General features: G+C 53.2%; 11 protein-coding genes. 8 read left to right on the forward strand and 3 right to left on the reverse strand.

From position 1 onward, the window contains the following. The first annotated feature begins 12 nt into the window (after nucleotides 1-12). The 8 genes from ACMV5H_RS22185 to ACMV5H_RS22220 all read left to right on the forward strand — a co-directional run bounded on the left by ACMV5H_RS22185 (nucleotide 13) and on the right by ACMV5H_RS22220 (nucleotide 9,477). Complete coding sequence (locus tag ACMV5H_RS22185; RefSeq protein ID WP_021180274.1) at nucleotides 13-2,607, forward strand: fimbria/pilus outer membrane usher protein; 2,595 nt, start codon at nucleotides 13-15, stop codon at nucleotides 2,605-2,607. A gap of 26 nt (nucleotides 2,608-2,633) precedes the next feature. Continuing rightward, on the forward strand, nucleotides 2,634-3,983 hold the full coding sequence (locus tag ACMV5H_RS22190) for a fimbrial protein (RefSeq protein ID WP_021180275.1): 1,350 nt from the start codon (nucleotides 2,634-2,636) through the stop codon (nucleotides 3,981-3,983). After that, entirely contained in the window at nucleotides 3,983-4,714 is a 732-nt protein-coding gene (locus ACMV5H_RS22195; RefSeq protein ID WP_115158132.1) for a molecular chaperone, read from the forward strand. The genes ACMV5H_RS22190 and ACMV5H_RS22195 overlap by 1 nt, the downstream gene beginning before the upstream one ends. 191 nt (nucleotides 4,715-4,905) lie before the next feature. Beyond that, a complete protein-coding gene (locus ACMV5H_RS22200) occupies nucleotides 4,906-6,093 on the forward strand; it encodes a sugar transporter (RefSeq protein WP_021805810.1) in 1,188 nt (395 codons plus the stop codon). A gap of 257 nt (nucleotides 6,094-6,350) precedes the next feature. After that, nucleotides 6,351-6,704 (forward strand): type II toxin-antitoxin system RelE/ParE family toxin, encoded by a 354-nt coding sequence (locus ACMV5H_RS22205; RefSeq protein WP_021805809.1) that lies wholly within the window; start codon nucleotides 6,351-6,353, stop codon nucleotides 6,702-6,704. Between the two features lie 4 nt (nucleotides 6,705-6,708). Next, nucleotides 6,709-7,011: a helix-turn-helix domain-containing protein gene (locus ACMV5H_RS22210; protein ID WP_021180280.1), complete on the forward strand. Its 303-nt coding sequence runs from the start codon at nucleotides 6,709-6,711 to the stop codon at nucleotides 7,009-7,011. 143 nt (nucleotides 7,012-7,154) lie between these two features. Then, nucleotides 7,155-8,015 carry an aldo/keto reductase family oxidoreductase gene (locus tag ACMV5H_RS22215; RefSeq protein ID WP_414822486.1) on the forward strand — a complete coding sequence of 287 codons (861 nt, stop codon included), beginning with the start codon at nucleotides 7,155-7,157 and terminating at the stop codon, nucleotides 8,013-8,015. A 259-nt stretch (nucleotides 8,016-8,274) separates the two neighbouring features. Next, nucleotides 8,275-9,477: a Bcr/CflA family multidrug efflux MFS transporter gene (locus ACMV5H_RS22220; RefSeq protein WP_094982866.1), complete on the forward strand. Its 1,203-nt coding sequence runs from the start codon at nucleotides 8,275-8,277 to the stop codon at nucleotides 9,475-9,477. Nucleotides 9,478-9,549: 72 nt separating this feature from the next. Here the strand turns inward: ACMV5H_RS22220 and ACMV5H_RS22225 are convergent, their stop codons facing one another. The 3 genes from ACMV5H_RS22225 to ACMV5H_RS22235 form a co-directional block, all read right to left on the reverse strand. Further along, nucleotides 9,550-10,494 carry a p-hydroxyphenylacetate 3-hydroxylase reductase component gene (locus ACMV5H_RS22225; protein WP_059201171.1) on the reverse strand — a complete coding sequence of 315 codons (945 nt, stop codon included), beginning with the start codon at nucleotides 10,492-10,494 and terminating at the stop codon, nucleotides 9,550-9,552. 20 nt (nucleotides 10,495-10,514) lie between these two features. Then, on the reverse strand, nucleotides 10,515-11,684 hold the full coding sequence (locus tag ACMV5H_RS22230) for a p-hydroxyphenylacetate 3-hydroxylase oxygenase component (protein WP_059201170.1): 1,170 nt from the start codon (nucleotides 11,682-11,684) through the stop codon (nucleotides 10,515-10,517). 299 nt (nucleotides 11,685-11,983) lie between these two features. After that, nucleotides 11,984-13,270 carry an ATP-grasp domain-containing protein gene (locus tag ACMV5H_RS22235; protein ID WP_414822487.1) on the reverse strand — a complete coding sequence of 429 codons (1,287 nt, stop codon included), beginning with the start codon at nucleotides 13,268-13,270 and terminating at the stop codon, nucleotides 11,984-11,986. Nucleotides 13,271-13,343 lie beyond the last annotated feature (73 nt).

The following is a 13,343-nucleotide window of genomic DNA, read 5'->3' on the forward strand; positions in this document are numbered from 1 at the left end:
TTAAAGAAAGTCATGGACGCAAAAATAATGCCTCTTCCACGCTATCCTGCTATCTGCCAGGTAATAGCAGCCCAGCGCGTCAATAGATTAAAACCGCTGGTCTTGTTTCTGTGGTTGTTACTCCCGCAGGCTTTTGCTGCCGAAAGCGCCAGCACGTTTGAGTTTGATGACAGCATGTTAGTGGGCAGTGCCAAAGAGCAAAACAGCATTGCACGCTTTAACCAGGCAAACTCCGTTGAACCAGGTACCTATCAGGTCGATTTGTTTATCAACGGTGTCTTCCTGTCGCGCCAATCATTGGAATTTGCGGCGGGCAAGCGTGGCCAGGTTGTTGCCTGTCTGACGCGTGAAACGCTGTTGGGCGCCGGTATTCTGGCCGACAGTATCAAGGAGCCTACCAGCGATACCGAGCAGTGCCTGGATCTGGAGCAGCAGGTTGCAGGGGCTTCCAGCCGTTTCGACTTTGCGCGCTTGCGCCTCGATCTGTACGTGCCGCAAGCGCTGATGCAGCGCATGGCGCGAGGGGCCGTCTCGGCGGGGGATTTGTCTGTTGGTGAAACGCTTGCTTTCGCAAACTATGACACTAACTACTATCGTACCCAGGCTTCTGGCAATACCACTGAATCAACCTATCTGGGGCTTAACTCGGGTCTTAACCTTGGCTTGTGGCAGTTTCGTCAACAGTCAACCTTTACCCGCTTCACCAGCGATGCCAGCCCAAGCAACAGTCAGTGGAACTCGGTACGTAACTATGTCCAGCGCCCGCTGCCGTCGATCGGCAGCCAATTGACGTTAGGTGACAGCTTTACCTCTGGCAAACTGTTCAGCAGCCTGGGTTTCCGCGGTGTGCAGTTGGAAACCGATGACCGTATGCTGCCAGAGTCACAACGAGGTTATGCGCCAACTATCCGTGGTGTGGCGGCGACGACGGCCAAAGTCAGCGTCAGTCAGTCTGGCGTGCAGATTTATCAAACCACGGTGGCACCAGGTGCCTTTGTGATTGACGACTTGTACCCGACCAGCTATCAGGGCGATCTGGTGGTGGAAGTCCAGGAAGCCGATGGCCGCGTTTCGTCATTTACCGTCCCGTTTTCTGCGGTATCCGATTCCATGCGTCCTGGGCAATCACGCGTGAGTTTTTCTGCGGGACAAGTGCGTAATATCGGCAACAGCGATGCCGCATTTTCCGATTTGACCTATCAGACCGGCCTGACCAACGCCATCACGGCGAACTCGGGCGTACGTATTTCCGATGGCTACCAGGCGTTGCTGGGCGGGGCAGTATTTGCCAGCCAGCTCGGTGCGCTTGGGGTCAATGCCACTTATTCGCGCGCTGATATGTGGGATACCACGGTGGATGGTTGGCGGGTTGGTGCGACCTATAGCCGAACCTTCACACCGACATCGACGACGCTGGCGTTGGCCGGTTATCGCTATTCAACCGAAGGCTATCGCGATTTGGGGGATGTATTAGGCGTACGTGAAGCGCGTAATGAAAACAACGTCTGGCTATCCAACTCCTACCAACAGAGTAATCAGTTTGTTGCCACCGTCAGCCAGGGGCTGGGGGAATATGGTCAGCTCTATTTCTCTGGTTCCACCAGTACCTATCGCGGTGGACGTGGGCGAGACACCCAATACCAACTGGCGTATTCACACAACTATAACAGCGTGAGCTACAACCTGTCGCTTGGCCGTCAACAGACCGGGCGTACCCCAACGGGCATGGTATCGCAAGGTGATGTAAACAACGGTACGACACAGAATATCGCCATGTTCTCTGTCTCTGTTCCGTGGGGAAGTAGCCCACGAGCACCGATCCTCACGGCGGCGGCCACCCATCAAACGGGCAGCAACGGCAATAGCAATTACCAGGCCGGAATGGCGGGTACGCTCGGTGATGATCAAACGCTGAGTTATGCGGTCAACGGTGCGTTCAATTCCGGCGGGGAAGGGGGAAGCCTGGGTACTAATGTGACTAAGCAGCTACCGGTTGTGACCGTTGGCGGCAGCTTCTCGCAGGGCAAAAATTACACCCAGGGTGGGGCAAGTGCTCGCGGAGCGGCAGTTATTCATAGCGGTGGAGTAACCCTGGGACCTTATCTTGGCGACACCTTCGCTTTGGTAGAAGCCAAAGGCGTAGCGGGTGCGGAAGTGATGAACGGAATGGGGGCGAAAATTAACGATTACGGCTATGCCGTCGTCCCTTCGCTAGTGCCCTATCGTTACAACGAAATCAGTCTGGACGCCAAAGGGATCAAAAATCAGAGTGCTGAGCTTAGCGAAAACCAACAACGTATTGCACCTTATGCCGGTTCTGCGGTGAAGGTAAGCTTCAAAACGCTGGAAGGATATGCCTTGCTGATTAAGTTGCCTGCCACGACCGGCGATGCCCCGCCATTGGGGAGCAACGTTTATGACGCCGATAACGTCGTCGTCGGTCTGGTTGGTCAGGGGAACCAGATTTACGCGCGTGCCGCAGGTAAGCAGGGGAAATTGCGAGTGAAGTGGGGTGAAAGTGCCACAGAACAATGCACGTTCAACTATGATTTACGGGGGCAGGATATGAAGCAGTCACTCTATCGCCTGGCGTTGCCATGCAAATGACTTTCAGCGCAAAGCGAGGAATAACCATGCGTAACACGCTTACAGCCGCATTATTGATGCTCACCGGCATGTCGTTGGCTGCGCCAGCCTGGGCGACCTGTTACCGTATAACCGCCACCAACACCAACGCCAATTCGAATTATTATACCGAGCCGGGCAAGGGGATTGGAGCCAGTTGGAGTGGAGCTACCGATTCATCAGGTTCTACCGGTTCGTTGCCGACGGTGGTCAACCTTAATAACAGCACCTTCCAGCCCGATGGAACGCTGGTGGCCAGCGGTACGGTCAATATTCTGGACGCTGGTGCCCAATCGTACAGTGCTGACCAGATCCTGTTTCGTTGCACGGCCGATGAGGCTGGCAAGCTGTTCGAGTTTTACGCCACTAACGGCGACGCTACCTATGCGGGTAATAGAGAAGTCGGTTCTGCCTATGGTCTGCCCGAGTCATACCAAACCTATGCCAACGGTATGGCGCTCCGCGCCACCAATATGGTGACAGGGGAATATTATTCCCGCTACTGGAAGTCGCGTCCGCTGACCAATCTGGATACCGACTCGCAGGGATGGATCCTGGTCAAGGCCAAAAATTTCAGCGATACCAAAGTCGAATTATTCCGTCTGAGCAGTTCGTCAGGCCCGCAGACGGGCACCGGCATTTATCCCCAGTCGCAACCGGCCACCTATATTGCGTTTAAGGGAGGCTCGTTCTCTCCTTCATTGAGTGATGGCGCGGACTCTGCTACCCAGTACAGCGGCTGGTATTCTGCCTGGCCTGGTGCGGTGAACTTGTATAACCGCATCTATATTCGTCGTTCAGCCACCTGTGCGGTGACTAACGTAACGCCGACGGTGCGTTTCCCGCTCATTACCATTTCGGAGCTGCGGGCGGGCGTTACGCGGCAAATGCCAATTACTATACAGTTCAATTGCCAGACCGGAGCGCCTGCCAGCACTGGCGTTAGCGCTATTGCCAGTGGTACCGCAGCTAACCAGACGGCCATGGGGATCCTGGTTAACCCGGCCAATGCGGCAGCGGCGGTTACTGCTGGATTTGGTACTGCTGGTTCGGGTGTTAGCTATCTGCTTTCGGACGGTTACGGAACAGACCCTTTGATTGCCACCGGTGTGGGGATCCAGATCTCGCGAACTAATGGTTCGGTGATGAACCTGCTCAGTACGCTGAGTGGCTCCGTACTGGGTGGTAACGCAGCGGGTTGGTATCCGGTGTTGGATGATGCTGTTCCAGGCACCGTGGTGAGTGGGATGACCAGCTACACCAAAACCCTAAATGCAACGCTGAAGGCATTACCCGGTAAAACGGTGACGGCGGGCAAAGTCAGCGCAACTGCGCAGGTCATTATCCAGGTACAATAATGCGAAAAATTATCGGCTGGTCTGTGACGCTTTGGCTGCTGCTGTGTGGAGCGGCGCAAGCTGGGGTGATTGTCGAGTCCTCTCGTGTAGTCTTTTCTGCTGCGGAGCGCGAGCAATCGTTGCTGATGTCGAACGGTAACAACTACCCGGTGGTAGTTCAAACCTGGATTGATGATGGAGCACCCGATGGGACACCGGAAACCGCAGGAGAGGTGCCGGTATTGCCCTTGCCAGGGATATTCCGCTTAGAGCCTGGCGAGCAGAAAAACCTGCGTTTGCTGGCGACTCAAATCAAGCAGCCGCAGGATCGCGAATCGCTATACTGGCTGAATATTTATGAGATCCCGCCCACCGATGCGACTTTGCCCCCGGGCGTTTCGGCAATTAAAGTGGCGGTTCGTCTGCAACTTAAAATGTTTTACCGGCCGCAGCATCTGAAACTGCCTGTCGACAAACTGATAGAGCAACAGCAGTTCAGCCTGATCCGACAACCGGGAACGCTGAAATTGACAGTCGATAATGCCTCGCCTTATTACGCTACCTTTAGCGCCGCCAAGCTAACTGGCGCAGGGCATTCCCGGGAACTGGATATCGGTATGTTAGCGCCTTTCAGCCAAAAAACCTTGGATATCAGTGGCGACGCCACCTGGCGGCCAGACAGCATCAGTTATCTCCTGATTAACGATGATGGTAACGGCGTTTTGGGTAAAAAAAATATAAAAATCAATTAATTGATTCTGATTATATTGCCTGGCAGAGATGCCCTATTAGGGTGTTATATCGGCGCGTCTGAGCTGAGGGGCATAATCCGCAGAACAATGGCTGTTGAAAAAAGCAGCGCAAAAACGTGATCTATGTCGCATTCTGGTTGCGGGTTAGTTAAAATGACGCCACTGCCAGCCCCTGTTCCGGAACACCTACAATGGATGAAATCAGCACTTCCCGCTCGACCGCCTGGATGCGCGTGGTCGTCTTGGCCATTTCGGCATTTATCTTTAATACCACCGAATTTATCCCCGTCGGGTTATTGAGTGATATTGCCCAAAGCTTTGGGATGCAAACCGAGCAGGTGGGGCTGATCATCACGATTTATGCCTGGATCGTTGCCACGATGTCGCTGGTCTGTATGTTGCTGACCAGCAAGATTGAGCGGCGTAAGCTGCTGATCGGGGTATTTATCCTGTTTATTGCCAGCCATGTGCTCACCGCGGTGGCCTGGAACTTTACCACCTTGGTGATCTCGCGTGCCGGTGTGGCGCTGGCGCACTCGGTGTTCTGGTCGATCACCGCGTCATTGGCCATTCGTGTTGCCCCCGCAGGCAAAAAGGCACAGGCGTTGAGTATGCTGGCGGGGGGAACCGCGCTGGCGATGGTGTTGGGTTTACCGTTAGGGCGAGTGGTGGGGCAGCTACTCGGTTGGCGTATGACGTTTATTGGCATTGCCGTGTGCGCCACCCTGGCGTTGGTGATGCTGTGGCGCTTGCTGCCGGTGCTGAAAAGCGAGCATTCCGGTTCACTGGCCAGCGTTCCCCTGTTGTTCAAACGCCCGGAGCTGGTCAGCCTGTATATGTTGACCATCATTGTGGTGACGGCGCACTTTACTGCCTACAGCTACATCGAGCCCTTTATCCAGACCGTGGCCGGGTTATCCGCTAACTTTACCACCTTGATGCTGTTACTGTTTGGTGCTGCGGGCATTGTCGGCAGCCTGCTATTCAGCCGCTACAGCGAACGTTTCCCGTCAGGTTTCTTCATGGGGGCAATTGGTCTGCTGGCCCTCAGCCTGTTATTGCTGTTGCCCGCCTCCGGTAATGAAACGACCTTGACGTTACTGTGTGTGGTCTGGGGCATGGCCATCATGGCGATTGGTCTTTCGATGCAGGCGAAGGTGCTTAGTCTGGCACCGGATGCGACCGATGTCTCGATGGCGATCTTCTCCGGCTTGTATAACTTTGGGATCGGCGGCGGGGCGTTGCTGGGCAACCAGGTCAGCCTGCATCTGGGAATGCCAAACATTGGCTTCGTCGGAGCGCCGTTGGCCCTGATCGCCCTCGGCTGGTGTATCTTGAGTTTCTATCGTAACGAACGCTTGCAGCACCATCGGGCTTAATCAACGCTCCCTTGATTGCCGGGCCCGGTAATCAAGGGCCCCCTAAGACCTATCCTCTCTTTACCTCCCATCTTGCCGCCATGTTTTGCTAGCAGATACGCAAAATATCAACGCTCATGTTTCACCATCATCGAAATGCTGGGATCGGCCCCCAGCTTCATCATTGTGGCCGATGTCTCTCGCCCCAAGCTCCGACATAATGCAATTTATAGGTTTACACCTATATAGTTTTTGACCTATATTGCCAAGGAGCACCTGTGTGGAAGATTAAAACAACGGATACGTTTGACGAGTGGTTCAGCCGGTTGGATGACACTGACAGAGCTTCGGTGCTGGCGTCACTCATGGTACTACGTGAAAAGGGTCCTCAGTTGCCCAGACCTTATGCCGACACGGTAAAGGGATCGCGCTACAGCAACATGAAGGAACTGCGCGTGCAAAGCCGAGGCATACCGATACGGGCATTTTTTGCCTTTGATCCACGCCGTCGCGGTATTTTGCTTTGTGCTGGTAACAAGGCTGGTAATGAGAAGCGTTTTTATGAGGTGATGATCCCGATTGCCGATCGGGAATTTACCCAATTTCTGAATACAGCAGAGAACAAGGAGTAGGTCAATGGGCAGAACACTGGAACAAATCCTGGCGGAAGAAAAACCCGAGGTAGTGGCCAGCGCTGAGCGCATTGCGGCGGATACGCTGCTCAATATTCACCTGGCCGAGCTACGTGAGCGGGTGCAGAAAACCCAGGTTGAAATGGCGCAGGCACTTGGCATCAAACAACCCACCGTGGCGGGCATGGAAAAACCAGGCCGCGATCTGAAGCTCTCCTCGCTCAAACGCTATATCGAGGCCGCAGGGGGCAAGCTGCGTCTGGATATCGAGCTGCCAGATGGTTCGCACTATGGGTTTGTTATTTAATCAACTGGCTCGATGATTCAACCCTAAATCAGTTGTGCATCGGTTTGAACGCTGTAGCTTGCCAGGCGACGGGTATATATTGTTTGCCTATCGTCGGTAATAGCAGCGTCTGAACTTTGCGCCATCTTATTAGGAGTTTGAATATGTCCAGCACTCATCTGTCAGGTACCTTTACGCTCGGCACGCGTACCGTCAAGCGGCTCGGCTATGGCGCCATGCAGCTCGCCGGTCCAGGTGTTTTTGGCCCACCGAAGGATCCTGAAACGGCCATCGCAGTTCTGCGTGAAGTGGTTGCCAACGGGGTCAACCATATCGATACCAGCGATTTTTATGGCCCACATTACACCAATCAAATTATTCGCCAGGCACTGCATCCTTATGCCGACGATCTGGTCATTGTCACCAAGATCGGCGCTCGCCGCGATGAGCAAGGCGCATGGTTGCCTGCATTTTCTCCGGCGGAGTTGACCCAGGCCGTGCATGACAACCTGCGTAATCTGGGGTTGGATGTGCTTGATGTGGTCAATCTGCGCTGCATGTTTGATGCACATGGTCCGGCAGAGGGGTCGATTGAAGAGCCACTCTCCGTGTTATCCGAACTACAACAGCAGGGGCTGGTCCGCCATATCGGGCTGAGCAATGTCACCTCGGCTCAGGTTGCGCAAGGGCAGAAGATTTGTGAGATTGTCTGCGTACAGAATAATTACAACCTGGTACATCGGGATGACGACGCACTGATCGACGAACTGGCTGGCAAGGGCATTGCCTATGTGCCGTTCTTCCCGCTGGGTGGATTCACGCCGTTGCAGTCAACGACGTTGTCGGAAGTTGCGCAGCAGGTGGGAGCCTCGCCTATGCAAGTGGCACTAGCCTGGTTGCTGCAGCGTTCACCCAACATTCTTCTGATCCCAGGGACATCCTCCTTGGCACATCTGAAAGAGAACCTTGCCGCAGCCCAACTCAAACTGCCGAGCGATGCTGTTGCGAAGTTGAATGCGATCTAAGGCAACGCGGCAACTGTAACCTCTGCGGGAGCCCTAGGTTCCCGCTAAAAATACATCCTCCCAGCATTCTCAGCCCTCTGCGTTTCAACGCCAGCCCTGTTTTCTTTAATGTATTAATAAAATCCATTCTCGTCAGCAAAGAGACAAATGTTGTCTTAAATGTGTCCATTTTATAAGATGATTGTTAATATGTTAACGAATAATCACCAAGACTCACGCCCACAACCGCTGAGGCGTTATTGATGATAAAGGAGCCGCTATGCCACCTGCCTTTACTAACCGGCCGCCACGTTGGTTGATCCCGCTACTGGGATCGCTGGTGGCTTTTGGCCCACTGTCGATTGATATGTATCTACCTGCGTTACCTGCGATGGGGCAACAACTGCATGCCACACAGGGGCAGATGCAGCACTCATTGGGGGCATTTTTTGCCGGTTTTTGCATCGGCATGTTGCTGTACGGGCCACTTAGCGATCGGCTAGGCAGGCGAAAGCTGTTGCTGAGCGGCATGCTGCTGTTTGTGATTGCCAGCGTGCTCTGTACGCAGGTCACGCAGGTTGAGCAACTGGTGGTACTGCGGGCGTTACAGGCATTTGGTAGCGGGGCCGCTGTAGTGATGGCGCGCGCCATTGCCAGGGATGTTTATGCCTCGGATGAGCTGCCCCGAGTGTTATCGCTGATGACCCTGGTTACCATGATTGCACCGCTACTGGCCCCGTTGTTAGGCGGTGCTTTGCTGACTATCTTCGACTGGCAAGCCATCTTCATGCTGTTGGCGGTGGTGGGTTGTATCAGTGGGTTATTGGTATTTTTGATACTGCCGGAGACGTTAAAGACCCCGCCAGGGCAGTCAGGCAGCATCCTGAAAGCGTTTCATAACTATTGCCTGTTGGCTCGGGACAGGGAAGCGATGGGCATTATTGCTACCCTGGCGTTTTCCTTCGCGGGCATGTTTGCCTTTATCAGCGGTTCTCCCTTTGTCTACATCAGCTACTTTCAGGTGCCCGCTGAGTATTACGGGCTGCTGTTTGGCTGCAACGTCATTGGCATGATCGCCGTACTGCTGCTGAACGTGCGGATGCTGAAGGTCTACAGCCTGCCGCGCCTGTTGATGATACAAAGCAGTGCCCAGGTGGTGTTTGGGTTGTTGCTACTGGTGTTCCATCAGCAGAGCCTGTCCATCCTGGTGATTCTGCTGGTGTTGTTTATGTCGCTGGTGAATGCTATCGGCACCAACAGCCTGTCGCTATTGTTGCAACAGCGTGGCCAACAGGCTGGGAGTGCCAGTGCCCTGGCGATCTCGTTGCAGTTTGGTATGGGGGCGTTGGCAAGCCTGGCCGTTTCCTGGTTGCAGGATGACACGCCGTTTGCCATGACGTTGGTGATGGCCGTCTGTGCGGCGCTAGGTTGGGTAGGGCAGAGGGTATCTGTGGCTCGAATAGGTTCACGGCTGCATGAATAGGTAGGATGCGGTGGTGAGGTTTTCATGCGCATTGCCGTTGCTGACAATGCGCATGAGGTTTACCGATTTAAATCACTGACTATTGGCAATAATACCGCGCAACAGCTTCTTCAAAATGCCCACTTCGTCAGCCGAAAAGGCGGACAGAACCTGTTCTTGCTGTTTGGCGGCAATATCTCTCAGCACGCTGGCCTGGCGTTCGCCTGCCTCGGTCAAGTGATGGCCATTCTCGGTGCTGGACACCAAGCCTTTACGGTACAACGCTTCCTGCGCCTCTTCGATTTCTCTGGTTGGCATCGCCATTTCTGCCAGCAGGCAGGCCTTATCAAGGCAGGCGTCGCTGTCCAACACCAGCAGCATTCTGGCCTCGCTGGCCCGCAACCCGGTGGAGAGCTGCTTGGGCTGGTAGCTGCTTTGATAGCTGCGCAGCGCCTGGGTGAGCAAGTAGAAGACGTTGTTATTCAAGCGTTCCTGCCTGGCGCTGCCTACTGCATTCTGTGCAACGCGCTCCGCCACCTGCGGGTAAGGCAGCACCATGGAATAGGATCCCTGGTGATATACCAGTGGTGCGCGGCCCAGGTCGTCAAACGCCACCACTTTGCCAATCAGGATCCAGTGGTCACCGCCGTCAACCTGCTGATATTTCTCACACTGAAAGCGTGCGGCACAGTCGGCAAGCAAAGGCACGTCACCCGCGCCGACCTCCACCTCAATCCCGGCAAATTTATCCTCGCTGGGGCGGGCGAAACGATTGGATATATCCATCTGATCGGCGGCCAGCACGTTAATGGCGAAGTGGCTGGCTTGCTCAAAGATCGCGTAGCTGCCGGAGCGTTTATCAATGCTCCACAAGACCAAAGGCGGATCCAGTGATACCGAGTTAAAACTGTTGGCCGTGACTCCCACGCGGGTGCCATCTGCGGTTGCTGCTGTCACTACCGTCACGCCGGTGGCGAAATTACCCAGCGCACGGCGAAATGCGCGGGGATCCAGGGCTGGTTCTGTGTGATGTGTCATTAAATAGGAACTCCTGCTCGTTACACCATTGTCGGATCGGGTTCTAACCCCATCAACTCGCGGCCTAATATCTGTGCGCAGACATCGTAATCGGTATAGGCGTGTGCCCCGGTCATGTGCGAGTCGCGGAACAGGCGCTGGATCTCATTGCTTTCCATCCAACTGGTTGCCCCTGCGGCGCTGAACAAGCGATCAACCGATTCGATGCACATTTTGACCGCGTAGGCCTGGTTGGTACGCCAGAACGTCAATGTCTGATGAGAGGGATATTGGTGCTTACGGCCGTGTTCGGCATGTTCTTGCCAGGTTTTTTCCAAAAAGGCGCGGGCGGCAGCAACCTGATGGGTGGACTCCGCCAGACGCATCAGCGCCGGGGTGGCCGTCCCCACGCTGGCTCCGGTATAGGCTCGCACGCGGTTTTGGGTTTTTTCTTTAAAGGCGACCAGCATACGCTCCGCAACGCCAAGGCTGATGGCGGCAAAACCGCAGGCGAAATAGGGGCGATAGGGCGAGTAGAAGATATTACTGTCCGGGTAGAGGCCGAAACCTGCAGAGCGCCCATGCATCATATCTTGAGCGGCTTCAATGCGGTGGTTCGGTACGAAGGCATTTTTTATGACCAGCGTTTTGGAACCGCTGCCGCGCATGCCAACTGCAAACCAGTCATCACGGATTTCGTAATCGCTGCGTGGGATCACGCCAAAGCTGTAGAGCAGCTCACCGTCGGCGTTTTTGCGGCGAAAGCCGACAATCGCCCATTCGGCGTGGTCACAACCGCTGCTCCAGCCCATTTCACCGCTCAGATAAACACCGCCTTCGGCTTCCTCAATGCGGCCAAACGGGGCAATACTGCTGCTGGCGGTGGCGTCTGGATTATCTCCCCAGATCTCTTGTTGTAGTTTGGGGGAAAACATCGCTATCTGATGGCTGTGGGTGCATAGCAGGCTGAAAGCCCAGGCCGTTCCGCCACAGGCTCCGGCCAGCGCGGCGACACAGTCGGTGAATTCTGGCAGGGAGATTTCCAGGCCACCGAATTTTTTCGGTTGGAATACCCGGTGCATACCTATGCTTTTTAACAAACGGATATTCTCATCCGGTACTTTTCGTTCGCTTTCCGCCTGTGCGGCGTTGGCAGCGATAAGTGGCAGAATGGGCAGTAATTTTTCCAGCATCGGGTTGCTAGTTTTCATCAGTTGGTTCCCTCGGTAGGGGTGGGCGTGGGATGAGTATGGGGGAAGGGTATTTTAATGGAATGTAACATTCAGGTAAAAAATTGTACTTTTCATGTTAAATGTTGAGGGTGTGATCTGGAGGCGGGTTTGAGGGGCTGGGTGTGAGGCTCTTGGTAAGCCACCTGATATGCGCTGGTTGAGATTGCATAAATTTTCTGCTCTTTTTTGGGGCGATTAGAATGGTGTTAGTTGAATAATTAAAAAGAGAGGCAGTGCATGCCTTTTTATCTTAACTACCTCCCTAATTTGGCTGTTTTTTAGTCTTGTTTATACATGGCCCCTGTATTTTCTTCATGGCGTACTAAAAGGAGATCGGTTGCTAGTTGTTTACTGTCCCGATTAAAAAGAGATAGAGTACCTATCGCTGTCTTCAGATCTTTAGTCTTGGGAGTTATTCCTTCAGTAGGTAAATTGGATTTATAACTGACAAAAGAAGATAACGTTTCTAATCTCGACCAATAATCTTTGCGCAATTTACGGCCGGCCAAAGGAGAACGAAGTAATACATGCATCGCCTGACCATAAAATGAAAGGGGATGAGAGCATGAGGTCATAAAGTAATCAGGGGATAAGAGGGAGGTGACCACATCCTGGACATGATTACGGCCACATGCATAAGTGGTCAGACGGAGGTCAAGACTCCCATGTAAGCGACAGTTAAGCTCGACTAGTGCTGGGCCATTTTCAGTCAGAATAACCTCAAGATGTGAGGGGCCATTACGGACGCCAAGAGCATTTAAAACAGCTGTTGCATACTCCCGAATTACAGTGTATTTCGGCAAGGTGTGATCAACTGTTTCCATATTATCAAGAAACGGCGATGACCCATTGTCACGTTTGACAAGCCAAATACTGGTTAAGTAGTGTTTTCCATTTAACGATACGCTATCAAGAATATATTCCTTCCCAGCTAAGAAGCTTTGAATTAAAACAGTTGTATTTGGATCTTCATAGTATGAAGACGAGTTCATTACCTTATTAAAGTACCGGTGTACTTCCTTAATAGAGCTACATTTAAAGACACCTTTTACTCCTGCGCTTTCAACAGGCTTTATAATAACAGGATACTGATTTCTGTTCCCGACCCAATTTAAGATGACTTGTATGTTATCTGATAATATCTGTTCTGGGGCTCGTAATCCTGCTTTTCTGACGGTTTCTATCATTTCAAACTTGTGCCGCCTAGCTAGATTTAACTCCGGCTCATTGACATATGTCAGATTCAACGCGTTGGCGATGGCTCCTGCCACTGCTAACGCTGAGTCCAAACCATGTAATACAGCTGAGATTTGCCATTTGGATAGACGCTCAAGGGTTTGCGTTATGTCGCCCTGTTGGGTCAAACATGCCACGTAATCTTGCTGATTGATCATTGCTCCAAAGTGACTGGCTATAACAGGATCGCTAAACAGATGGATGCAAGGAATGCCATAAGCTCGGAATAAAGGAGCATAACTTGCAGAAGTAGAAGCCCCATCGACAATAAGAATATTGTCAATGCCAATCGAATAGTGACCCAGGCTGCCAAAGTAAATCTGACCCACCCCTGTTAGCGGTTAGCCAGAAATGTCGGCGGTTGCCGGCTTCTTCAACTGACCACTTTTTAACTTGTCCTTC

The organism is Serratia sp. N21D137, from assembly GCF_047530005.1.
GTDB classification, from domain to species: Bacteria; Pseudomonadota; Gammaproteobacteria; order Enterobacterales; family Enterobacteriaceae; genus Chania; species Chania fonticola_B.